The organism is Shewanella sp. BF02_Schw (genome assembly GCF_014596695.2).
In the GTDB taxonomy this organism is placed as follows: domain Bacteria; phylum Pseudomonadota; class Gammaproteobacteria; order Enterobacterales; family Shewanellaceae; genus Shewanella.
Window position 1 is genome coordinate 197174 of the sequence record NZ_JABKAW020000006.1, and the last position, 22939, is coordinate 220112.

Genomic DNA, 22939 nt, shown 5'->3' on the forward strand with positions numbered 1-22939 from the left:
CTCCATGGATAGGTTTACGGCTGTCTCTTGATCAGATCTCATAAGCTCTCGCCATCAGCAATCATTTCTTTCGCGACTCGGTAGCCTACAACATGAGACTGTAATGTACTCCAACCTTCCCAAACCGCCGTCCAGCTTGCGATCCCTGTTCGTTTGGTATCGGTGAAACCACCCAGCTTTGCGATTGATTGATACGCCCATTTCAGACTCGGCGCTCCTTTATCTTTATGCCCTCTAGGCTTATTAAACCGCATTAGCACCTTCCATTCATCTTCTTCGAGTACCGTGTCACAGCGTTGAGCCTCCACTGCTTTGGCCTCCTCAACCAGCCCTTTTTTACGTAAATAATAAGGGATGGTGATGGCTTCTCTGAGTTGCAGTAAACGGACGCCGATAAAAGCTAAGATTGAAACCGCTCTTTCTAAGTTCTTAGGCTCTGTCATTCTTTGGCGCTCAGCTCCTGCACCCGTTTTCCATGCTTTATGAAAATCCTCAATTCGCCATCTTGCGGTGTAAATATCAATAATATGAAGTGCTTGAATTAACGTATCGATTGGCTCTGTTGTTAATAGCACCCAGCGCAACGGCTCAGTAACGCTTTTTGATGTTTTTTCTTGAGCGTACACCACGTTTACTGGCTTAGTCTCACCTTTCGTTTTGAACGTAACCTGTGCCACTTTAATTGTTAGCTTGGCTTTTCTTGCCACGCGGTTTACAGGCTTCCCTTTACTATTTTTTGTCCCTTTCTGGGCGATATCGATAGTGTATTCACCCAGTTCGGCTTGTGATTCAAGATGTTCAAATAACGTAGCGTCAGTCTCTATCAGCGCTCTAGAATGTTTCGCTCGAACAACGAAACGTTCATTATGCTGCTGTTTATCTTGAATATAACTCAGTATGTCTGCTTCTCTATCACACACTGAAATTACCCGTGACATGATGTCTCCCAAGCGTTGACGGCAGAAATAGGAGGCTTCTGACCACTTACCACTTTCTTTTTCGTCAGCATCTTCAGGATTATTAGGACGAAGCCAGTATTCTTGATGAATGAGCCCGATAGTCTGAGTCGTGAAGCTGTCTAATAGCAGGGTTGAATGAACCCACCAACCACGTGATTTATCTGTTGTTGTCCCCAGTTTGCCAAGCTCTTCTGCTACTTGATGTTTGTAACTCAACGCAGTGGTGTCATCAATGGCTAATATCTCAGCATAGGGCTGGGCAAGCTCTGCAGTATGTTGAAAACCAGAAGCTCTAATCACTTCTGGAGAAATGTTGTCATTACGGATCAATCGATAAGCCCCTTCAAGTTTAGCTTCATTACCTCGACATGATAAAGCGATTGACTTACCGCTACAACGCGCCATGTCGGCAGCGACTTCGATGACACGGTCAGTGCGACGTGAGTCACCAAATGAACCGTTTTTAAAGTGATTGTATGACCATTGCTCTGGGTTAAAAATTGACATCATTAATCTGCAAGTTGATTGAGTTACCAGATCTGATCATCGATTTGTCACAAAGTTCATTTTTGCTTCAGATTTGTGTAGAAGAGTCAGGGTTTACGGTGTATCGTTTTAGGAAACATGTTGATAATTGGGATATTTCGTATTAATAACTTCAATAGTATTTAAGTCGTATTAACTTTAGAGTGAAGATATTTGGGGGTTATTATTTGGGGTGTATTCAGGAATGCTTCGTCATTATTGAAGTATTATATACTCAAATGTAATCCTGTCGTATCCTATTTAAATTAAAGTGGGTTTGCAAATTATATGTAAATAGTTAGTACAAAAGGAATTGATGATGTCTATATATAAGTCTTCAAATAGAGTTGAAAATCAAACTCTGAGTTTATCGCACCTTAGAGCTATTTGGAAAAGTGAACACAATGTGAACGATAAACTATTAAGTGAAGTGGCTGAAGAGTTGAATTATAACGTTAATAAGTGTCAACTTAATACAGAATTAAGAATGTGTCACTTTATCGCTCAAGTAATGCATGAAGTTGGAGGTAAATTCAACTTAGAGGAGAATCTTAATTACAACGAAATGGCTTTGATATCTATATTCTCACATTATGGACGAACTCCTTCTGATGCAAAAGATCACGCATATAACAAGGCTACTAATAAAAAAGCGGATATCGAAGCTATTGCAAATCATGCATATGCGAATCGAATGGGTAATGGCAGTGTAGAGTCTGGTGACGGCTGGAAATATAGAGGTAGAGGTATACTTCAATTAACCGGGAAATCAAATTATATTTCAATGAAAACAAAGCATAATAACTTGTGGAGTGCAAGTGTCGATTTTGTCGCAACCCCCGATTTATTACTACAATCCAAATTTGCAGTAAGATCTGCTCTAATATTCTGGCTGGAACATCAGCTTTATAGAAAAGCAGATATAGGGGAAAGTCGAATGGTTACGGATAGTATTACTAAAGTCATTAATAGTAAGACAACAAGTTACAATGAACGTCATGATAATTTAACTGATTTATTAAGAAGAAAGGTATTTAAAGATGTTTTTTAATAAAGGCTTCTATTTTTTTATAGTATTTTTAACTTCATTTTCACTAAATGCAAATGAGTTCAGATTATCTGAGTGGACTGATCAAGAGTATTTGTTATATTCTCCCTCTGAAGGTGCTGCTGAAGTAATTATAAACCGTCAGGCGTCAAATGACTTACAGTTAATTGCTGTTATACATGCTAGGTGCGAAGGAATAGATTACAGAGTTCCAGTAATTAGGGGGTACTTTGAAACAGGAGTGAGTAGTGCGGAATATTTGGAGTATGTCATCTTCAAATATGAAGATAAGATATATTCACCAATAAAATCAATTAGTTCATATTATGTTATTCCAAGTGATAAAAGTGAGTCTGTAAAACCTCATTTTTTAGAGTTTGAAACACAAAATACGACAGGCGGTTTTTGTAAGTATATAAATAACAAGACCGAATATGACAATCCTATTTATATTCAAAGTGATAAATGACATTTTCAGCGTTTTTGATTCAAACTAATACTCAACGGCTCAACTTTTGTGGGGATGTTTGACATTAAATTCAGTATTGCTTTGAAGCAGACTTGTTCTAGCCTAGATATTTTCGCTTTTGCGATTGATCAGACAAGATCTTTTCTCCAAGTCTCATGGATGGATTTTTGCGTGTTGCAGATGGCGATATGGTGGGCGGATTAACCCATGAACCTGTCGTTAACTCATCAGATAATTGTAGTTTTCTAGGTCTTCGTTTTTAGTTCATTGGTCTTTAGGTTCTCAATGATTAAACACAAAAATGGCAGCCACTTTGGCTGCCATTTTTATTGATGCTAGTAACTTATTTGGGTCAATTCACTAGCGGTTTATCACTTTAGTTCTTAGCTCAAAGCCAAAGCGCTAGCTAGGGCTAGTTAATAGCCATCGATATAAAGTAACCCACAAATGTTGCGGTTACTACGCCAATAAAGCCTGGAATAATAAAGCTGTGGTTGAGTACGTATTTACCAATGTGGGTGGTGCCGGTTCTGTCAAAACTAATTGCCGCTAAATCGCTTGGGTAGAATGGGAAGAAGAAGTAGGCATAACACGCTGGCAGTACACCAATTAATACTGGTGCTGGGATGCCGAGTGAATACCCCAATGGCAGCATTATAGTTAATACCGCAGCCTGGCTTTTTAAGAAGATAGACGACACAAACATCGCGATAGCAAATGTCCATGGATACACGCTGACAATGTCGCTTACCGCGCTCACCAAATAGGTTTTATGGTGCTCAATAATGGTGTCACTCATCCATGCAATACCAAAAATGATAATGACCGCAGTCATACCGGCGGTAAACACGTTACTGGTGACAATTTTTTTCGGGGAGATGTTGGTGGCGAGTAAAATTACTCCACCGACTGACAGCATCATAAATTGAATCGCTACCGACATGCTGACGCCAGCAGGCAGTATTTGCTTACTAAACATCGCCACCATGATAACGGCAAATATACCCAGTAAAAATACTGTTAAACCTTTCTTTGCTGTCGATTCGGCCTGGGGTGTTTGCACCTCATCTGCTTTTGGGTCGGTTAATGCTTCACGAAACTCATCATCTGTTAAACGTGCCTGAAACTCTTCATCTTTATCTAAATCTTTACCGCGCTTTAAGCTCCAAGTACACGCTACTAGTAAGCCTGTTAGTGTGGCGGGAATGGTCACCATGAGTACATCAAGTAAGTTAATATCTAGATTGTTATCAACGGCAGTGGCAAGCACTACTGCGGCAGCTGCGGCAATTGGGCTGGCTGTAATACCCATTTGTGATGCTACAGTTGCCATGGCTAATGGACGTTCTGGGCGGATGCCTTTTTTGTACGCCACATCGTAAATTACAGGAAGAAGGGGATAAACAGAATGACCCGTACCAACCAGAACGGTTAATGAATAGGTACATAGCGGGCCTAAAAAGACGATATGCTCAGGATGTTTACGTAATAGTTTTTCAGCAAACTTTACCAACAGCTTTAAACCGCCAGTGGCCTCTAACGTCGCCGAAGCGGCCACTACGGCTAGAATAATTAACATTACACTGATAGGTGGCGCACCTGGTGCAACGCCAAATACAAATGCGAGTACCGAAACACCTAACCCGCCCAATAAACCAAAGGCGATACCGCCATGGCGAATACCAACAAATATCACCGCTAATAACAGCAGCATGTGTATATAAAACATCGTGTTTTCTCCCCGCGTAGGTTTTTATGTAGGTTATTATTATTTTTAGCCTTTTGAAGGTATCCCACTACATCTTTGGGGTTAGTGACGTAACTCAAGCTATTGAATTGGATGTGGTAATAAATGTTTAAAACGTGAACAACATTACATACCGCTGCATATATTGTGTTGCGTCACTTTTGTAGGGGAGGGGAAACTGTATTCGAAGTACAGAATATGCAGTTAACTACTCTGTTGACTTGCTTTGAGTAACATTTTGGCAATCGTTTTATCGTTACATTGTATTAGCTGCCAACGCTGGCAGTTGTTGAATCTGCAGTAGTGATTAATGGCCTCGATTAACGCAGAAACAAAATGCGCCTTATCATTTAATTCATCATGTTGGTTGGTTAATGTTTGCGTTTCAATGTGCAGGTTTTGCAGTAACAAACATTGGTTTTTACGGTCGGCTTTTACATCCACGCGGCCAACAAAACCGTCACGCCATAGAATGGGCAGTGAATAATAGCCGAATTGGCGTTTAGCCTCAGGCACATACACTTCTATTTGATAATCAAACCCAAACCATTGCCTAAGCTTTTGGCGTTGAATGACTAAATTATCAAACGGATTAAGTAGCCAGACTTTATTGGGAATAGCAGTGGGTAAGTTGAGCGTAGGTTGGTAGAAGTAAACGTGTTGTGTATTGGAACTGGAGTCAGTAAAACTGGCGATATCACCTTGTTCGCACAGTTGCGCTAATGTTTGGCTGAGTAGAGGTTTGAGGCCTTTGCGTAAATATTGTATTTGCTGCAAATTACCAAAACCATGCGCCGATAAATAACGCTGAATCAAGTGTTGGGCAAATTCTGTATCGCTAGGCACTGTGGTGTCGATGTGCTTGGGTAGTACTCGCTCGGTTAAGTCGTAAACTTTTTGAAACTTGTCGCGCCTAGCAACCATTAACTCGCCTTGCATAAACAACTGTTCAAGCGCTTTTTTAGCTGGTTTCCAATCCCACCAAGTGCCATTTTTAGTGTCTGATTTATGGGTAAACTGACTGGCTTTTAATGGACCTTCGGCACTAATACGGGCTTTAACTTCGCGCATGACTTTATGTTCGGGCTCAAACCAATGCTTACCACCTTGTTGTAATTGCTGTTTGCGATACAGGCTAAAACGGTAGTCTTCAATAGGCAGATAAGCAGCCGCATGGGACCAGTACTCAAACACGGTTTTATCGCTCATTGCTGCATCTAACATGGTGGCAGAATATTCGGGCAGACGACTGTGTAATACATGATGATGCGCGCGTTCAACCACATTAATAGAGTCAATTTGCACATAACTTAATTGCTGGATAAGCTTTGGCAATGACTCCAAAGGTTGTAATAAACCTTGTTGTTGCATATTGAGTTGGAGCCACTGTTTAGCTGAGTAGGGATTGGTCATTAAGCGCCCTATATTGAATGGGTAAACAAATTAAAACACGAGGATAAGTGCCATTGTAGGTCGAATTTTATAGTAGTGTACATCTCGCTGTTTATGATAGGTCTCTATAAATGACGGCGAGAGAATGTTGATATGTTTCACACGCTTTAGCGAGTAAATCTCACCTTAACGGTTACAGCGTGTAAGTTGTATTTTAACGCTTACAGCATGTAAGCCTGAGCTGTTTACTCATTAACATATTCAGCATTGGCTGAAAAATCCAAACCTAAAATCCAAAAAATTAAGCCCAGCAAATGCTGGGCTTAATGTTACTACGTCCAAGCTTTAAGCTTACTCAACATTTTGGATCTGCTCGCGCATTTGCTCAATCAATACTTTTAATTCAACTGCAGCAGAAGTGATTTCTGCGCTGATTGATTTTGAGGCTAGGGTATTTGATTCGCGGTTAAACTCTTGCATCATAAAGTCTAGACGGCGGCCTTCGCTGCCCCCTTTTTTAAGGATGCGGCGAGCTTCAGCTACGTGAGCTTCAAGGCGGTCCATTTCTTCGGCAACATCTTGCTTTTGCGCTAATAACACCATTTCTTGCTCGATACGGGCAGGGTCTAATTCACCAGCAATATCGGCTAAGCGGTTAGTTAATTTGTCTCGTTGATACTGCATTACCGTTGGCATGTGTTCACGCACAACCTTCACTTGCTCCATTACGCCGTCTAAACGGGTCAGTAGCATGTCTTTAATCGCTTCACCTTCACGGCCGCGAGCTTCGATAAACTGATCGATGGCACTGTCGAACGCGATCATTAAATCGGCACCTACACTATCCATATCTTGCTCTGCTGCGGATAGCACGCCAGGCCAGCGCAGTATATCTGTTAGGCTGAGTTCGCCTTGTCCGGCTTCTTGTTTTAACCAGTTTGCTGCACTTAATAGCTGTTTGGCTAAATCTTGATTCAGTTGTAATTCATTACTGCTGTTGTCGGCGAGTTCATAACGTAAATTAACTTCGATTTTGCCGCGATTAAGGCGTTTACGTAAGCGGTCGCGTAAGACAGGTTCAAAGCTGCGAAACTGCTCAGGTAGGCGCAGGTAGGTTTCTAAGTAGCGCTGGTTGACTGAACGGATTTCCCATGAGGCGGTGCCCCATTGTGCTTTGTGCTCGATACGAGCGTAGGCTGTCATGCTTTGGATCATGAAGTGTCCTGTTATGTTATTTACGCGAATGTGAGTTGATTATAGCCGTTTTAGCGGATGGGATTAAAGGATTAGTCGATAGATTTGTGGCTTATCGCTGCTTACCATGGCATCTAACGGCGTGAAGCTCTATAATATGGGCTCAAATATGATATGAATTCGACTACAGGACTTTTCATGCGCCCAAGTAACCGTACACCAGCTCAAACTCGCCCTATCACTATTACGCGTTCTTTTACTGCACATGCTGAAGGCTCTGTTTTAGTTGAGTTTGGCGACACAAAAGTATTATGTACAGCAAGTTTCACTGAAGGCGTGCCGCGCTTTCTTAAAGGCCAAGGCCAAGGTTGGGTAACTGCTGAATACGGTATGTTACCGCGTTCAACTCACAGCCGCATGGACCGTGAAGCGGCTCGTGGTAAGCAGTCTGGCCGTACTCAAGAAATTCAACGTTTAATTGGCCGTGCATTACGTGCAGCTGTAGACATGAAGTTGTTAGGTGAAAACACTATCGTTATCGATTGTGATGTGATTCAAGCCGATGGCGGTACGCGTACTGCGGCTATTACTGGTGCTTGTGTGGCGTTAGTTGATGCGCTTAACTGGGCTCGCGGTAAAGGCATTATTAAAGCTAACCCACTTAAGTTTTTAATTGCTGCTGTGAGTGTTGGTATTTACAAAGGCGAAGCGATCAGTGATTTAGAATACATTGAAGACAGTGCTGCTGAAACTGACATGAACGTTGTGATGACAGAAACCGGTAAGATTATTGAAATTCAAGGAACTGCAGAAGGCGAACCATTTAGCCATGAAGAGTTGCTTGAGTTGTTAGTGTTAGCTAAAAACAGTATTCGCGAAATTGTCGATGTGCAAAAAGCGGCTTTAAGTTAATATGCTGTTGAAAAATGAGGACCGATTACGGTCCTTTTTTTTAATCTAAAATTTGATGAAAGAGGAATAACCGTGAAAGCCTATCAACGCGAATTTATTGAGTTTGCTTTAGCCCGCCAAGTATTACGTTTTGGTGAGTTTACCCTTAAATCTGGCCGTACGAGCCCGTACTTTTTCAATGCTGGATTGTTCAATACGGGTAAAGACTTAGCGCGTTTAGGTCGCTTTTATGCTGCGGCGTTAATGGACTCGGGTATTGAGTTCGATTTGTTATTTGGCCCAGCGTATAAAGGTATTCCGATTGCGACAACCACAGCTGTTGCCTTGTGCGATCATCACGATGTGGATATTCCTTACTGCTTTAACCGTAAAGAAGCCAAAACCCACGGTGAAGGTGGCAGTTTGGTGGGCAGCGAGTTAAAAGGCAAAGTCATGCTGGTGGACGATGTTATCACCGCTGGTACCGCTATTCGCGAATCGATGGAAATTATTAATGCCCACAATGCTCAACTTGCGGGTGTGTTGATTGCATTAGATCGCCAAGAAAAAGGCAAAGGCGAGTTGTCGGCAATTCAAGAAGTGGAACGCGATTTTGGCTGTCAAATTGTGTCGATTATTAAGCTTGCTGATTTAATCAGTTACTTGTCTGAAAAGCCGGGTATGGAAGCAGAACTTGCTTCAGTTAGCGCGTATCGTGAGCAATACGGCATTTAATCTTATTCAGATTTAAACAAAAATGCAGCCCCTATATTATGAAATTAGGTGGCTGCATTTTTATTTGCGTGTTATTTACACACATTATTTTACTTGGTGTAAAAACTCGGCGCGGGTGGCTGGGTTTGATTTAAAAATACCGCCAAGTGCTGTAGTGGTAGTTGAACTGGTTGAGTCCATGACACCGCGAGATTTAACGCAGTAATGCACCGCATCCATTTTTACCGCAACGTCTTTGGTTTCAAGTAGGGTTTGCAGTGCCACTAACACTTGTTGGGTTAGGCGCTCTTGTACTTGTGGGCGTTGGGAAAAGAAGCGCACGATACGATTGATTTTAGACAAGCCAATAATTTTTGTGCGTGGCAAATAGGCCACCGTTGCGAAGCCATCTATGGTCACTAAATGGTGTTCGCAGGTGCTGGTAAGACTGATGTCTTGTACACGCACCATTTCATCAACACCCATTTTGTTTTCGATAACCGTGATCTTAGGGAAGTTTTCGTAATCAAGCCCTGAGAAGATTTCGTCGACATACATTTTTGCAATGCGGCGTGGAGTATCAGCCAAGCTGTCGTCGGTTAGGTCGAGTGACATTAAGGTCAAAATTTCACGCATATGATGTTCAATTTTGACTTTACGTTGTTCAGGCGTGGAAGTTTTTGGCAACATCGGGGTTTCTAGCCCACGGTCTTTTAGTGCTGCTTGTACTTTTATTGCGGCTTCACTGAGTGCCATATATCCTCCAACTACTCGATATCACTGTTTATATGAGTGTACGTTAATACCCACTTGGGCGCCCGTTAAGGGACGAGGAGAATAACGCGATTTGCGCTAAATTAATACTGTAGGTAACAAAAAAGCCGACCCCGTTAGTCGGGTATCGGCTTTTTGTGGTTAAACGTCTAAGCGATATCTACTTTACGTTTAGGTTCTCTTTGATGAACTTAAGCATTTTGTCATAATACTCAGCCCGATTTTCATCGTTGTAGAAGCCATGACCTTCATCGTCTAATATCATTTTTTCAAATGGGTACTCATAAGCTTTCAGCTTTCTCTCTAGTGCTTCATATTGCTCAATTGGCGCTCGTTCATCTTCACCGCCATGTACAATTAATAGCTTAGCTTTTAGCTTGTCGATATTTTCTGATGGTGACATAGCTTTCAGGATAGCGGCATCTTGACCAAGTGCTTTTTTCAAATAACTTAAGCCCATCCGGCGATCTGAAACATCACCTTTATGGAACATTAATGCTAGATCATATACACCAGCAAAACCTACTGCGCATTTGAATAAATCAGGTGCAAGAATCGAACTCTGGAGTGCGCTGTATCCACCAAAACTACCACCGACAATACAGATACGATCTTTATCGACTATGCCTTGTTCAATGACATAGTTAGTGGCATCAATAATATCGTATTGTATTTCAGCACCCCATTTCTTATATCCGGAAAATTCAAAGTCATCTCCATAACCACCAGAGCCACGGAAATTGACTTGTAAAACAGCAATACCTTCTTTTGCAAGCATTTGGTTTTGTGGATCAAATTGCCACCAATCTCGAATGCCATGTGGACCACCATGGGGGTTTACCACTAGAGGTAAGTTTTTAGCGTCTTTGCCTTTTGGCAACGTCAGATAACCGTGAATAGTTTGTCCGTCTCGACTAGTAAATTTAATCGGCTTAACTTCAGCCATATCATCTGGTGTTAACCATTCTCTTGCTGAAACTAAATATCCAAGTTTCATTGTTTCAGCATCGAAAGTGTAATAATCGCCTGGATTGCGATCATTAAAGGCAAACACTATCCACTTATTACCATTGCGAGTTTGACTGACTAAATGCACTTGATGGCCGGGAAGGGCTACTATTAAATCTTTTAGAATTTTTGCTTGTTGATTGTCTGGATTAACAAAGGCATAAGTTGGGTATTCTGCTTCATATTCAACCGCATAAAGTTCTTTTGATACTTCACTAATCCAAAGCTGACTAGGATCGACTAATTCATCTTTTATTAGCGATTTCTTGTCACCGGTGGTGAGGTTAACAGTATAAATACCCAGTGTTTGGTTGTTAACTCGCCCCGCGGCATAGATTATGTTTGGATCCTTGGTAAATGCTACTGGAGTAAAATCGTCTAGACCGAGATTAAGCTGATCAATATTAATCCAGTCGCCTGATTTATAATAAAAAGATTGTTCAATATCGTCTTTGTTTGTACCTTTAACAAGCCTAACTTCGCCATCGTGATCAGTAATAAATTGTGAATAGCTAATAGGCGCGTAGGTAATTTTTCGGCGTGTGCCTCTATAGACATCAACTTTAAAAACAATATGAAGGTTATCTGCTGTTGAAGTACTTCCAGCCCCCCAAGGCAGCGCTTGGACAAGCATGTATCTGTCATCATCTTGTAAAGGATCTAAAATAAATGCTGTACCGCGGTAAGGAGTTTTTTTCTTAATGCTTGAGCCAGTTTGCTGTTCGTTATTTTCGTAGCCAAAAAGATATTCAGCTTGAGAACCATCAGCGTTTACGGCCATTAGTTCACCGTAATACTGAGGATGATCATCCCAACCCTTTAAGTACTCTTTTTCAAATACAATACGATCATCGTTTACCCATACATAATTTCCGACTTGGGCATTAGTACCAAATTGAATAGCATGGACAATTTTTAAGGTTTTTGCGTCTAAAATAATTAAAATACGTTTATCGTCATTGATTGTTTTTGCACTGATATATACTCAAGTGAATTCAAACTGCAGGTTTTAATTTCTGAAAGTTATCATTAATTGTATCACCGAGTGTATCGGCAATATCGGGGAGGGTGATGCTAAAAAAGTCAGTGATTTTTCGTCGGAATTCTTTTGTCGTTGCGAAGTATTGCCCATTCCTCGCATGTTTATTCATTACCTTCCACAATCGTTCTATTGGGTTTAAATTTGGACTATAAGGCGGCAGGTAATGCAATGTTATATTCAGATTTTAGCCTCTTAACTACTAAGGCATTTCGATGGTATCCAGCGCCATCAAGCACAAATGGATACACCACTTGTTGAGTAACGCGCTCTAATTTGGTTTAAAATCGATGATGGATGCACCGTTAACCGTTTGCTATATTGCTCAATGACGCTTCTGTTAAGTGACCGTCGGATTGCACCAACCACGTTAATACGGGTTCGGCTTCCGTCGTTTCTATCGGTTTATCAACGCCTTTTTATCCAGCCTGCGGTGATTTTTGTGGCTTGGGTCGGATGAACCGCATCCATAAATAATAACGGTTCATCAGGGGTTAACGAGGATTTTAGTTGCTCATAATATTCAATGAAAGCCGTTTGTTTGTCTTCATCAAATTTGTGAGGAACCCTTTAGGGTTTTATAGCTGAACTGATGTTTATGCAGCCATTTATTGAGGCCTGACACTGTGTACTTAATCTGAAATTGTTCTGAGATATAGCGACTATTTGATGGCTATAGTAGGTCACCTCACACAGGTGTGCAATCAATAGTTCAGTTTGCTCTTGACTCAGATAACTTAAGGGCCGCCACTATTACGTGAGTTTTGGTCGTGAGCATAGGCATCAATGTATCGAACTACGGTCGTTTCGTGAATACGTAACGCTTGGGCAATCATTGGCGTTGGCCAATTTTCATCGCGTAGTAAAATGGCTTTAATGCGATCACACTCACGCCTATCACTCGAGCTTTTATGTCGAGTTTCCAATGCTACTTTTTGTTCTGGCGAGAGTGTAATTTGTTTCATGGGGCTATGATGATCCCATTTGGGACAAAATCAAGCATTTTCAATGATCACGGGTATAGTCACCACTAGGTGAATATTTAACATTGCTGTATTCAGACGATTTACTAAACAATTTTGCAGTTGTTAGTGTGTCAGATGCAAAAGATGATGTTATGAAGGCAGGGTAAAGTAATAAAGCCAAAGCGATAAGCTTGGATAGTTTCATTGTACATCCTTGTGGTTTGTTGTGTTTTTGTTTTTATTGTTGCCTATTTGTTTCTGGCGCAATTTTAAAATAAAAGAGTATTTATTTCAATCAAAGAAAGATTAAGTTGTATCAGTATTTTTATTCAGAAGAAACAACATGTGAGGTATAAAATGCGCAGCATAAATACAGTCCGTGTAATTAATGTTAAAAATGTAACGGTATTGTATTTAATTCAAGTGGTCGGAGCAATACGTACTCATTATTTATTCATTGAGATGAGGTGGAAATATGGACGTATATTACGACTTCCAATTTATGTTGATACCCGTTTGGTTGGCCTCTTTGCGCGGTTGAATTTGCTTGAAAGTCATAACGCAGGTACAAAAAAAGCCGACCCCCGTTTGCCGGGTATCGGCTTGTTGATATAATATTTTTTAGCTCATTAGCTCATTAGCTCATTAGCTCATTAGCTCATTACGATTTAATGTTTAGGTTCTTTTTAAGAAATAGAAGCATTTTTTCATAATATTGGGCACGATTGTCATCATTGTAGAAACCATGGCCTTCATCATCCATCACCAGTTTTTCATAGGGATAATCATGTGCTTTAAGGGCTTTTTCTAGTGATTCTAGTTGTTCAATGGGCGCTCGTTCATCGTCACCGCCATGCACTAGAAGCAAGTTTGCTTTCAGCTTATCTACATTTTCTGAGGGAGACATCGCCCTTAGTACTTCACTATTTTGACCTAAAACATTTTTAAGGTAACTAGTACCCGAAGCACTATTTGCAATATCTCCTTCATCGAACATCAGTTCTAAATTATAAATCCCTGCAAAACCGATAGCGCATTTGAACAGATCGGGTTCAAGTATTGCGCTTTGCAATGCACTATAACCACCAAAACTACCACCAGAAATACAGATACGGTTTTTATCTACATAACCTTGCTCAATGACATAATGAGTGGCATCGAGAATGTCATATTGTATTTCTGAACCCCATTTTTGGAATCCAGCTTGTTCAAAGTTTTGTCCAAAACCACCTGAACCACGAAAATTGACTTGTAATACAGCCATCCCTTGATTTGCTAGCATTTGGTTTTGAGTATTAAACCCCCATTCATCTCTTACTCCATGCGGACCACCATGGGGATTGACTACAAGAGGGAGGTTTTTCGCTTCTTTATCATAAGGTAATGTTAAATAGCCGCTAATGACTTTACCGTCTCGGCTGGTAAAACTAATTGGCTTCACTTCTGACATTCGCGCTGGGTCGAGCCATTTCTTGGCAGAGGCTAAGTGTTGGAGTGTGATGGCCTTGGTATCAAATATATAATAATCACCGGGATTTCGATCGTTAAATGCCACCACGATGAGTTTTTCTGAATGACGAGTTTCGCTAACAATACGAACTTGATGGCCAGGTAATGATGCGAGCAACTGCTTTAGCAATTTTGAATGACTGTCTTCTGGATTGACGAAAGCGTAAGACGGATAACCATTTTCAAATTCAACTGCATAGAGTTTTTTGGTAGCTTGGTTTATCCAGTAATTACTGGGATCACTTTTGTCATCTTTAATAATTTGCGTTTTTTCACCTGTTTCTAGATTGATTTCATAAATCCCTAAGGTTTCGCCTTTTACCCGAGCCGCTGCATAAATACTGTTTTTATTTTCGGCAAAAGATATTGGGTAGAAATCATCCAAATTGAGTTTGAGGTTATCGGTGTTAAGCCATTCGCGGTCTTGACGATAAAATACTTTTGTTATGTTGTTTTCATCTTCGCCTGCAACAAAGCGTACTTCACCATCGTGATCGGTTAAAAATCGAGAGTAACCTATAGGCGAAGTGGTGACTTTTCTGCGGAACCCTTTGTATAAATCTACACGGTATACAGTCTGTGATAATTCATAGTTTAAAGAATTAGACTCATTCCATGGGATTGCATTGACGAGCATATAGCGGTCGTCATCGGGAAGGGGATCTAAAATAAATGCCGTTGCTCTTATGGGGGTATTTTTCTTTAGATGTGAACCAGTTTGTTGCTCGCCGCTATTAAAACCAAAAAGGTAAGTTGCTCTTGAGCCATCGGCATTAACAGCCATTAGCTCACCATAATACAGCGGTACGTCACTCCAACCTTTTAAATATTCTTTTTGCAGTACGATTCTTTCATTATTGACCCAAGCGTAATTACCTACTTGGGCATTGCCAGGGAAAAATATCGCGTGATGTATTTGTTTTGTTTTTGCATTTAATATTAGTAGCTTGTCTTTACCATTATGTTTGGTTATTGCACTAATATAGTCGCCTGTTGGAGATATTTTTACATTGCTAAATTCAGCCCCTCGGCTAAATAGTCGTGCAGTAGAAAGGCTTTCTGCTGCAAATGCATGGGTGAATAGGCCACCACAGACAAGTAACATAATGGTTAGGTATTTGGTGAAAATCATGAGACATCCTTGTTTAATCGTTCGTTCTTACTTCGTTTTTATGTGGTATAAATATTCGATCTGATACGGTTTAAGGGTAAAGGAAGAGTAAGTAGCATTGGCAGCAAAAGGACCGAACTAGCATCCTTTATTGATGCGATATTAACTTCTTAACAATTGCTGTTGAATAAACGTCCACTGTTCATCAAAGTGTTGTGTTGGCTTTTGTTTAAACTCACTGCGGACAAATTGTGAAATACGTCCTTCTGCAAAGGCTAGCAACAAGTTAGCTAAAATAGCTTCATCGATATTAAAGCCTACGCCTTCACGCAAGGTTTTTTCACGTAGAATTTGTTTGATGTGTGTTTCTATTTTGGCAAATAATACGTCAATTCTACTGCGTAAACGCTCGTTTTCACCTAGCAAGGCATCGCCATTAAGCACCCTTGAGATGCCTGGGTTACGTTCAGAAAATACTAATAGCAGGTGTAATACCAACTGGCAGCGGGTCATGGTGTCTTTTTCTTCGTCCATGATGATGTTTAAGCGTGATAAAATCGCATCTTCAATAAATTCGATTAAGCCTTCGAACATCCGCGCTTTACTGGGGAAGTGTCTGTACAGTGCAGCTTCTGACACGCCCACTTCGGCGGCGAGCTTTGCTGTTGTTATACGTTGACCTGGGCTGGTTTCGAGCATTTGTGCTAAGCATTGTAAAATATGCTCACGACGATTTATTTTAGGGCTTTCAGCCATTATCTGTTCCTTGGCTCAGTGACTACTTGAAAAGGTTATTTGGTGCCTGAATGACCAAAACCGCCTTCTCCACGATCTGAGCTATTAAACTCATCCACTACGGTAAACGTTGCCTGTACAACGGGTACAAACATCAATTGGGCTAATCGATCGCCAATTTCGAGAGTAAATGGTTTATCACTTCTGTTCCAACATGACACCATTAACTGTCCTTGGTAATCGGAGTCAATTAAGCCGACTAGATTACCCAAAACAATGCCATGTTTATGGCCCATGCCTGAGCGCGGTAAAATCACAGCGGCAAGGCCTGGGTCTGCCACATGAATGGCGATACCTGTTGGAATCAATACAGTTTGATTTGGCTCAATGACCATTGCGCTGTCGATCATGGCACGTAAATCCATGCCTGCGCTACCGGGTGTCGCATAAGCTGGCAATGGGAATTCACTGCCTATACGTGAGTCGATAATTTTTAGTTCAATGGGTGTTTTCATGATTTTTTTAATTGTTTTTCTATCAATGTAAGTAATTGGCGCGCCAGTGTCAGTTTGTCTGTTGTGGGCAGTTGTTGGCTGCCGTCTTGCCAAAATACCTGTAGTGCATTGCTATCGGCATTAAAGCCTAAGCCTTGAATAGAAACATCATTGGCGGCAATCATATCAAGCTTTTTGCGTTGAAGTTTGCCACGGGCGTATTGCTCTACATCGTTGGTTTCTGCTGCAAAGCCTACAGTAAATGGACGAGGAGTGTGCTGAGCTACCGTGGCTAAGATATCAGGATTCCGCACTAGCGCAAGTTGCATTTGTTCAGCCGATTTTTTTATTTTTTGATCCGCAACGTCAGCAATCCGATAATCAGCTACTGCGGCGCAACCAATAAAAATATCATGTTGTTCAACCTGTTCCATCACAGCATCAAGCATTTGTTGTGCTGAACTCACATCAATGCGTGTAACACCTGCTGGGGTGGCCAGATTAACCGGACCTGAGACTAATGTGACGGTTGCGCCCATTTCCGCAGCTGCTTGGGCTATAGAGAAACCCATTTTTCCTGAGCTGTGGTTGGAGATATAGCGCACTGGGTCAATCGCTTCACGCGTTGGCCCTGCGGTAATGAGTAACTGATGACCTTGTAATATCTTGGTGCCAAAAAATTGTATCAGTTGTTCTGCCATAACCACGGGTTCTTGCATTCTGCCAGGGCCGACTTCACCGCATGCTTGATTACCTGAGGCGGGTTGCCAAATGGTAAAGCCTTTACGGGCTAAATTAGCCATGTTTTCTTGGGTCGCAATATTTTGGTACATTTGCTGGTTCATTGCAGGGCAAACAATGACGGGGGCGCTGGTCGCTAAACAGGTGGTTGTTAACAAGTCATCTGCCATGCCGGCATTAATACGTGCCATTAAATTTGCCGTAGCAGGTGCAAGCAATACAACATCAGCCCAACGAGCGAGTTCGATATGACCCATAGCCGCCTCTGCTGCGGGATCGAGCAAATCTGAGGCTACTGGATGGCCTGAGAGCGCTTGTATGGTTAATGGGGTGATAAACTCCATCGCGCTCTGAGTCATGATGACACGCACGTCTGCGCCACGCTCTTTTAATCGGCGGATCAAGTCTGCACTTTTATATGCGGCAATACCGCCACCAATTCCGAGTAATACTTTTTTATTTGTCAGCATGATGCACATTATCCGACTCAAACCTAATTGCGGCTAACAATATCACAAACCTATGACAATTTGCGCAGATCCAATCTCAAAAATATCGACCATACTGTGTAATACCAATCCTATTAAATATGTGATCTTTCAGCGGGAGTTCAAAGTGCTGTAGGCAAGGCAGATGATTGAAGCGAATAGTGATTCTATTTTGAAAACATCTAACGAAGCATAAAGTACTTTGAAACCCGCCAGAAAGGAGTCTCTCAGGTATTCCACTTCTGTGTTGCATCGATTTAAAAGGGAACAGCCATTTCTACATCAATGCGCCTTGAATTAAAAAACCTGAGAGACTCTGAACTGATCAGATATTTAATGAGATTGGTATAAGCAATTCGAACTCTATTTTTGAAAAAGACAACAATTCGTTATTGGTACTGTGCTTGCTGATTCTGTGTTGTTTTTGTTATTCAGAGTCGACTTAATGCGTTTAATGGCATCGCCACATTGAATATAAGGGACATTCATGGGAATTAAAGATTGGCCACAAGGAGAAGGACCGCGAGAAAAATTATTGCTCAAAGGTGCAGGGCATCTTTCGGATGCAGAATTGCTTGCGGTGATATTACGTAATGGTCTGGCAGGGCAAAATGCGGTCGATTTAGCCCGAAACATGATTAATCAGTTTGGTGGTTTGCGCAGTTTACTGAGCGCACCTAAAAGCCAAGTATGTAAATTAGCCGGTGTTGGGCCGGTAAAATATGCTCAATTACAGGCTGCAGCGGAAATTTCTAAGCGAATTGCCCATGAAAATCTACAAAGAGGGCAAATTTTGACAAATCCTGATTTAACTCGGGACTATTTAATGAGACAATTGGCAGACCGATCCTATGAAGTGTTCGCCTTACTATTGTTGGATACCCAACATAGAGTCATTCAATTTGTAGAATTATTTCGTGGCACCATCGATTCTGCTTCTGTTTATCCTCGCGAGGTTGTAAGCCTTGTTTTGGAGAAAAAAGCGGCAGCGGTAATTGTGTGTCACAATCACCCGTCTGGCATTGCAGAGCCAAGTCAGGCTGATCGGCGAATAACTGAGCGAATAAAAAATGCATTGGCAACCATAGATGTTTCTTTGTTAGATCATATGGTTGTAGGTGATCAGGAGATAGTCTCCTTTGCCGAGCGTGGGTGGATTGTATAAACACTGCTTGATCTTCTATGGTCAATCGTGTATAAAATGCGCCCTCTTTGTGCCTCGGGCGACGGCCATACGAGGCACATTAATGCTCGAGCGTTAAAAATTTGTTTTGGAGAAGATTGACATGTCAAGAGTATGCCAAGTAACTGGCAAGAAGCCAATGGTTGGTAACAACCGTTCGCACGCAAAAAATTCGACTCGTCGTCGTTTTTTACCTAACCTACAAAACCACCGTTTTTGGTTAGAAGAAGAAAAGCGTTTCGTGCAATTACGTGTATCTACTAAAGGTATCCGTATTATCGACAAGAAAGGTATTGAAGTGATTGTTAAAGAACTTCGTGCCCGTGGCGAGAAGGTATAATAGAAAATGGCTAAATCTAAAGGTAATCGTGAGAAGATCAAATTAGTATCTAGTGCTAAAACTGGTCACTTCTACACTACTGAAAAGAACAAGCGTAACATGCCTGAAAAAATGGAAATCAAGAAATTTGATCCAGTCATTCGTCAGCACGTTATGTACAAAGAAGCTAAAATCAAGTAATTGATTTTTGATTCTTAAAAAAGCCCCTTAATTGGGGCTTTTTTTATGCCTGTTTGAAAATAGTCTATACTGAATCGAACAATAATCAGCTGAGTAAACACCGTTAGTCAGGTTCTGAATTTAGTCTATACAGCAGCTGTTTATGTCTCGAGGTACATGGCTAATGTCATTGGATTTTATTGAGCCATTTCCGCATGGTGATATCGCCATTATGTTGAAATATTGCTATACAGATGTGATGCAAATATCATAATTAAATGCGTAAAGTATTATTAACGACTAAAACAAGCTAACTTTTTGGCTGTAATGATTTTTTCATAATAAATTGAGACACTGTGTTTTACTTAAAGTGAAATAAAATGCTTTAAAAGTGAATTAAAATGCAATACCATTCTTTTTTGATACAGCAAACCGTCATGTGGCATTTATTGTCATCGTCATTAATGAACATCAAACCTATACCGAGGTGAATTTGCCCGTGAGAACCACTGAATTAGTTGATGGATTTCGTCATTCTGCACCCTATGTTAATGCTCATAGAGGTAAAACTTTTGTCGTTATGTTGGGTGGCGAAGCATTAGCGCACCCACAATTCCGCGGTATTTTAAATGATGTGGCTTTGTTGCATTCACTTGGGATTGAGGTGGTATTAGTTTATGGAGCAAGACCACAGATTGATGCAGGTTTAAAGGCGGCTGGAATTGAACCGGCATATCACAATGGTATTCGTATTACCGATGATGAAACCCTGAAGATTATCAAGCAGGTTGCTGGGGCGACTCAATTTGATATTACTGCTAGGTTGTCGATGAGCTTAGGCAATACGCCAATGCAAAATGCGCAAATAAACCTTGTGAGTGGTAATTTTGTTATTGCACAACCATTAGGTGTAGATGACGGTGTCGATTTTTGTTTAAGTGGCAAAGTGCGTCGTATTGATGCGCAAGGCTTACGTCGTCAATTAGACAATAACGGTATTGTGTTAATGGGGCCAATTGCCGCTTCTGTTACAGGTGAAAGCTTTAACCTGACCGCTGAAGAAGTTGCGACCCAAGTAGCGATTAAGTTAAAGGCCGATAAGATTATTGGTTTTAGTGATACCAACGGCCTTATCGGTAAAAATGGTGAAGTGATTGCCGAGCTGATGCCGGACGATATTGAAGAAATGCTCAAGACGATGGCTGTAGATGACCATACTTCAGTTGGCACCGTTGCATTCTTAAAAGCCAGTATTGAAGCATGCCGCCGAGGTGTACCTCGTTGTCACTTAGTCAGTTATTTAGAAGATGGTGCGTTACTGCAAGAGTTGTTTTCACGCGAAGGGATCGGTACCCAAATTGTTACCCAAAGCGCCGAACGTTTACGTAGAGCGACTATTAGCGACATAGGCGGTATCTTAAACCTTATTCGCCCATTGGAAGAACAAGGCATTTTGGTGCGTCGCTCACGCGAGCAACTCGAGATGGAAATTGAACAGTTTATGCTGGTTGAGCGCGACAACTTAGTGATTGGTTGTGCAGCTTTGTATCCGTTTGAAGAAGACAATGCGGGTGAGTTTGCGTGTTTAGTGGTTCATCCTGATTATCGCGATGCTGATCGTGGTAGCATTTTGCTTAATAACATTATTGGCCAAGCTCGCGTGCGTGGTTATTCACGTCTATTTGCGTTAACGACCCGTAGTATCCATTGGTTTTTAGAGCATGGCTTTAATATTGTTGATGTTGAAGAACTGCCGAATAAGAAAAAACAGCTGTATAACTATCAGCGTCGTTCAAAAATTCTTGCGTTAGATTTGTAGAAGTAACAAGGCCGTTAACACATAAAAAAGCCGGATGAGTATAAAATCATTCGGCTTTTTTGTGGGTGAAGCATCAGTGCTTTGAGTGACTTCATCTTGCCATTGTAGAGCTTATTATGCTGACGCTTTGGCTAAGGCGTTACGTCGTTGACGTTGCAATATCATGTCGCCAACAAAGATAACTAACGCGCCCCAAATAAATCCAAAGGTAATGCCTTTTTCGATATCAAACGGTTCATTAAACAGTTTTACCGCCAAGATGAACATGATACTTGGGCCAATATATTGGAAAAAACCTAAAATCGAAAATGGAATTCTGACAGCGGAACCAGCAAAACACAGTAACGGAATCGTTGTGACAATACCCGCAGCGACTAGGAGTAAATTGAGGTCGAGAGTGTTGGTTAGCATGCTCGTTGTCGAACTGTCTAAGGTGATGAATAGATAACCCAGAGCGATAGGTAACAAGATTGCAGTTTCGACTAATAAACCTGATTTTGCGTCAATATTAACTTTTTTGCGCAGTAAACCATAAAACCCAAAGCTGGCTGCCAAGGCTAATGATAAAAGCGGAATAGAGCCAAAAGAGATCAACTGCACTAGTACCCCTATACTGGCCAACGCCACTGCAACCCATTGCAATTTTCGCAAGCGCTCACCCAGAAATACCATTCCTAATAAGACGTTAAACAACGGGTTGATAAAATAGCCTAGGCTAGCATCGAGCATGTGGTCGTTGTTGACTGCCCAAATAAAAATCAGCCAATTAGCGGCAATTAATATAGAGGTGATCAGCAATATTAGTAATTGCTTGGGCTGTTTTAAAATTAAACGTAAACGGCTAAATCCACCAATAAATTGCATCAAAATAACCATGAATATAAATGACCAAATGACACGGTGCATTAATATTTCGGTGGCAGGGACATGATGTAATAACTTGAAATAAAGCGGGGCAATACCCCAGATGGTGTAGGCGCAAATGGCGAGAAGCACCCCTTTACGATATTCTAAATCAGGCATAGTCAGTCAACAGTGGGGAGAACTAAAAGAGAGGGCGATTGTAGGTCGCCCCCTAGAATGACACAAGTGCTTAAGCGATTTCTTTTATCGCTAGAGTGTCAGTTATATATTGCGATAATGACCGTTTAGCCCACCATATATGTGCCAGTTCCAAATGCGATGTGAACACCTTGTTCATTGTGTAATTCCATCCGGCAAACGGATACACGATTACCAGAGCGAATAACCGTGCCAGTGCCAGTGAAGATTTCACCCCGACCGGGACGTAAAAAGTCGACCCGCATATCAATAGTGCCTAAGGTGGTTAAGCGTTGTTGTAATTCTTCAAGAGTCCAATCTTCTCTACTGGCAACTAGCCCAGCAAATACCGTCAGTCCGCCGACAACATCAAGTAATGTCGCAGTGACACCACCATGAAGAATATTTTGATGAATATTGCCGATAAGTTCGGGTTTCATTTTTATCACCACTTCAACCCCATTGATGTCGTAGTGTTTGATATCTAAACCGAGTAAATTATGAAATGGAACATGTTGATCAAAAATATCAGCAACTTGCTGTAAAGCTTGAGTTTGAATAGATGTGGTCATGAGCAATCCTTGTCGTTTTATT

General features: G+C 41.2%; 20 protein-coding genes and 1 pseudogene. 8 read left to right on the forward strand and 13 right to left on the reverse strand.

The window, feature by feature from the left end; translation table 11 throughout:
• Positions 1-38: 38 nt before the first annotated feature.
• Positions 39-1469, reverse strand: coding sequence for an IS4 family transposase (locus HNW13_RS19635; RefSeq protein WP_192114377.1), 1431 nt, complete (start codon positions 1467-1469; stop codon positions 39-41).
• Positions 1470-1803: 334 nt separating this feature from the next.
• Here HNW13_RS19635 and HNW13_RS19640 point away from each other — a divergent pair, with 334 nt between their 5' ends.
• Together HNW13_RS19640 and HNW13_RS19645 are read left to right on the forward strand one after the other, a co-directional pair.
• Positions 1804-2535: a hypothetical protein gene (locus HNW13_RS19640; protein WP_192116155.1), complete on the forward strand. Its 732-nt coding sequence runs from the start codon at positions 1804-1806 to the stop codon at positions 2533-2535.
• Positions 2525-3001, forward strand: a complete 477-nt coding sequence (locus HNW13_RS19645) for a hypothetical protein (protein ID WP_162024103.1) — start codon at positions 2525-2527, stop codon at positions 2999-3001. Before HNW13_RS19640 ends, HNW13_RS19645 begins: the two co-directional genes overlap by 11 nt.
• Before the next feature lie 412 nt (positions 3002-3413).
• Here the strand turns inward: HNW13_RS19645 and HNW13_RS19650 are convergent, their stop codons facing one another.
• From HNW13_RS19650 to HNW13_RS19660, 3 genes are all read right to left on the reverse strand, one after another.
• Positions 3414-4730 carry an anaerobic C4-dicarboxylate transporter gene (locus tag HNW13_RS19650; RefSeq protein WP_011639250.1) on the reverse strand — a complete coding sequence of 439 codons (1317 nt, stop codon included), beginning with the start codon at positions 4728-4730 and terminating at the stop codon, positions 3414-3416.
• A 222-nt stretch (positions 4731-4952) separates the two neighbouring features.
• Positions 4953-6161 carry a crosslink repair DNA glycosylase YcaQ family protein gene (locus HNW13_RS19655; protein WP_192116154.1) on the reverse strand — a complete coding sequence of 403 codons (1209 nt, stop codon included), beginning with the start codon at positions 6159-6161 and terminating at the stop codon, positions 4953-4955.
• A 330-nt stretch (positions 6162-6491) separates the two neighbouring features.
• On the reverse strand, positions 6492-7355 hold the full coding sequence (locus HNW13_RS19660; RefSeq protein WP_162024101.1) for a YicC/YloC family endoribonuclease: 864 nt from the start codon (positions 7353-7355) through the stop codon (positions 6492-6494).
• Positions 7356-7532: 177 nt separating this feature from the next.
• On the opposite strand from HNW13_RS19660, the gene rph reads away from it, so the two are divergent.
• Positions 7533-8246 carry a ribonuclease PH gene (rph, locus tag HNW13_RS19665; protein WP_011639245.1) on the forward strand — a complete coding sequence of 238 codons (714 nt, stop codon included), beginning with the start codon at positions 7533-7535 and terminating at the stop codon, positions 8244-8246.
• Between the two features lie 72 nt (positions 8247-8318).
• Positions 8319-8960 (forward strand): orotate phosphoribosyltransferase, encoded by a 642-nt coding sequence (pyrE, locus tag HNW13_RS19670; RefSeq protein ID WP_101088525.1) that lies wholly within the window; start codon positions 8319-8321, stop codon positions 8958-8960.
• 84 nt (positions 8961-9044) lie between these two features.
• Here the strand turns inward: pyrE and folE are convergent, their stop codons facing one another.
• The 7 genes and pseudogenes from folE to coaBC form a co-directional block, all read right to left on the reverse strand.
• A complete protein-coding gene (folE, locus tag HNW13_RS19675) occupies positions 9045-9695 on the reverse strand; it encodes a GTP cyclohydrolase I FolE (RefSeq protein WP_101088524.1) in 651 nt (216 codons plus the stop codon).
• A gap of 178 nt (positions 9696-9873) precedes the next feature.
• Complete coding sequence (locus tag HNW13_RS19680) at positions 9874-11502, reverse strand: S9 family peptidase (protein ID WP_243756354.1); 1629 nt, start codon at positions 11500-11502, stop codon at positions 9874-9876.
• Between the two features lie 214 nt (positions 11503-11716).
• A pseudogene (locus HNW13_RS19685) lies at positions 11717-12725 on the reverse strand (IS630 family transposase).
• 661 nt (positions 12726-13386) lie between these two features.
• Positions 13387-15339, reverse strand: coding sequence for a S9 family peptidase (locus HNW13_RS19690; RefSeq protein ID WP_242445218.1), 1953 nt, complete (start codon positions 15337-15339; stop codon positions 13387-13389).
• 168 nt (positions 15340-15507) lie between these two features.
• Positions 15508-16101: a nucleoid occlusion factor SlmA gene (gene slmA, locus HNW13_RS19695; protein ID WP_011639240.1), complete on the reverse strand. Its 594-nt coding sequence runs from the start codon at positions 16099-16101 to the stop codon at positions 15508-15510.
• 35 nt (positions 16102-16136) lie between these two features.
• Positions 16137-16595, reverse strand: a complete 459-nt coding sequence (dut, locus tag HNW13_RS19700) for a dUTP diphosphatase (RefSeq protein ID WP_101088521.1) — start codon at positions 16593-16595, stop codon at positions 16137-16139.
• Positions 16592-17788, reverse strand: a complete 1197-nt coding sequence (gene coaBC / locus HNW13_RS19705; protein ID WP_182744082.1) for a bifunctional phosphopantothenoylcysteine decarboxylase/phosphopantothenate--cysteine ligase CoaBC — start codon at positions 17786-17788, stop codon at positions 16592-16594. The genes dut and coaBC overlap by 4 nt, the downstream gene beginning before the upstream one ends.
• A gap of 502 nt (positions 17789-18290) precedes the next feature.
• Here coaBC and radC point away from each other — a divergent pair.
• The 4 genes from radC (at position 18291) to argA (ending at position 21304) form a co-directional block, all read left to right on the forward strand.
• Positions 18291-18968 (forward strand): DNA repair protein RadC, encoded by a 678-nt coding sequence (gene radC / locus HNW13_RS19710; RefSeq protein WP_101088520.1) that lies wholly within the window; start codon positions 18291-18293, stop codon positions 18966-18968.
• Between the two features lie 121 nt (positions 18969-19089).
• Positions 19090-19326 (forward strand): 50S ribosomal protein L28, encoded by a 237-nt coding sequence (gene rpmB, locus HNW13_RS19715; protein ID WP_011639236.1) that lies wholly within the window; start codon positions 19090-19092, stop codon positions 19324-19326.
• A gap of 6 nt (positions 19327-19332) precedes the next feature.
• The gene (rpmG, locus tag HNW13_RS19720) at positions 19333-19506 is read left to right on the forward strand and encodes a 50S ribosomal protein L33 (RefSeq protein WP_011494790.1); all 174 of its coding nucleotides are present in this window, start codon (positions 19333-19335) and stop codon (positions 19504-19506) included.
• Positions 19507-19984: 478 nt separating this feature from the next.
• Entirely contained in the window at positions 19985-21304 is a 1320-nt protein-coding gene (gene argA, locus HNW13_RS19725) for an amino-acid N-acetyltransferase (RefSeq protein ID WP_011639235.1), read from the forward strand.
• A 114-nt stretch (positions 21305-21418) separates the two neighbouring features.
• On the opposite strand, the gene rarD is transcribed toward argA, so the two are convergent.
• Positions 21419-22327 carry an EamA family transporter RarD gene (gene rarD, locus HNW13_RS19730; protein WP_101088519.1) on the reverse strand — a complete coding sequence of 303 codons (909 nt, stop codon included), beginning with the start codon at positions 22325-22327 and terminating at the stop codon, positions 21419-21421.
• A 125-nt stretch (positions 22328-22452) separates the two neighbouring features.
• Positions 22453-22917: a thioesterase family protein gene (locus tag HNW13_RS19735; RefSeq protein ID WP_162024097.1), complete on the reverse strand. Its 465-nt coding sequence runs from the start codon at positions 22915-22917 to the stop codon at positions 22453-22455.
• Between the last annotated feature and the right edge of the window lie 22 nt (positions 22918-22939).

What these genes read in the sequence shown, in the direction of transcription:
- HNW13_RS19635 (WP_192114377.1), bottom strand. Translation starts at nt 1,469, where the DNA reads ATGATGTCAATTTTTAACCCAGAGCAATGGTCATACAATCACTTTAAA.
- HNW13_RS19640 (WP_192116155.1), top strand. Translation starts at nt 1,804, where the DNA reads ATGTCTATATATAAGTCTTCAAATAGAGTTGAAAATCAAACTCTGAGT.
- HNW13_RS19645 (WP_162024103.1), top strand. Translation starts at nt 2,525, where the DNA reads ATGTTTTTTAATAAAGGCTTCTATTTTTTTATAGTATTTTTAACTTCA.
- HNW13_RS19650 (WP_011639250.1), bottom strand. Translation starts at nt 4,730, where the DNA reads ATGTTTTATATACACATGCTGCTGTTATTAGCGGTGATATTTGTTGGT.
- HNW13_RS19655 (WP_192116154.1), bottom strand. Translation starts at nt 6,161, where the DNA reads ATGACCAATCCCTACTCAGCTAAACAGTGGCTCCAACTCAATATGCAA.
- HNW13_RS19660 (WP_162024101.1), bottom strand. Translation starts at nt 7,355, where the DNA reads ATGATCCAAAGCATGACAGCCTACGCTCGTATCGAGCACAAAGCACAA.
- rph (WP_011639245.1), top strand. Translation starts at nt 7,533, where the DNA reads ATGCGCCCAAGTAACCGTACACCAGCTCAAACTCGCCCTATCACTATT.
- folE (WP_101088524.1), bottom strand. Translation starts at nt 9,695, where the DNA reads ATGGCACTCAGTGAAGCCGCAATAAAAGTACAAGCAGCACTAAAAGAC.
- HNW13_RS19680 (WP_243756354.1), bottom strand. Translation starts at nt 11,502, where the DNA reads ATGGCCGTAAACGCTGATGGTTCTCAAGCTGAATATCTTTTTGGCTAC.
- HNW13_RS19690 (WP_242445218.1), bottom strand. Translation starts at nt 15,339, where the DNA reads ATGTTACTTGTCTGTGGTGGCCTATTCACCCATGCATTTGCAGCAGAA.
- slmA (WP_011639240.1), bottom strand. Translation starts at nt 16,101, where the DNA reads ATGGCTGAAAGCCCTAAAATAAATCGTCGTGAGCATATTTTACAATGC.
- dut (WP_101088521.1), bottom strand. Translation starts at nt 16,595, where the DNA reads ATGAAAACACCCATTGAACTAAAAATTATCGACTCACGTATAGGCAGT.
- radC (WP_101088520.1), top strand. Translation starts at nt 18,291, where the DNA reads ATGGGAATTAAAGATTGGCCACAAGGAGAAGGACCGCGAGAAAAATTA.
- rpmB (WP_011639236.1), top strand. Translation starts at nt 19,090, where the DNA reads ATGTCAAGAGTATGCCAAGTAACTGGCAAGAAGCCAATGGTTGGTAAC.
- rpmG (WP_011494790.1), top strand. Translation starts at nt 19,333, where the DNA reads ATGGCTAAATCTAAAGGTAATCGTGAGAAGATCAAATTAGTATCTAGT.
- rarD (WP_101088519.1), bottom strand. Translation starts at nt 22,327, where the DNA reads ATGCCTGATTTAGAATATCGTAAAGGGGTGCTTCTCGCCATTTGCGCC.
- HNW13_RS19735 (WP_162024097.1), bottom strand. Translation starts at nt 22,917, where the DNA reads ATGACCACATCTATTCAAACTCAAGCTTTACAGCAAGTTGCTGATATT.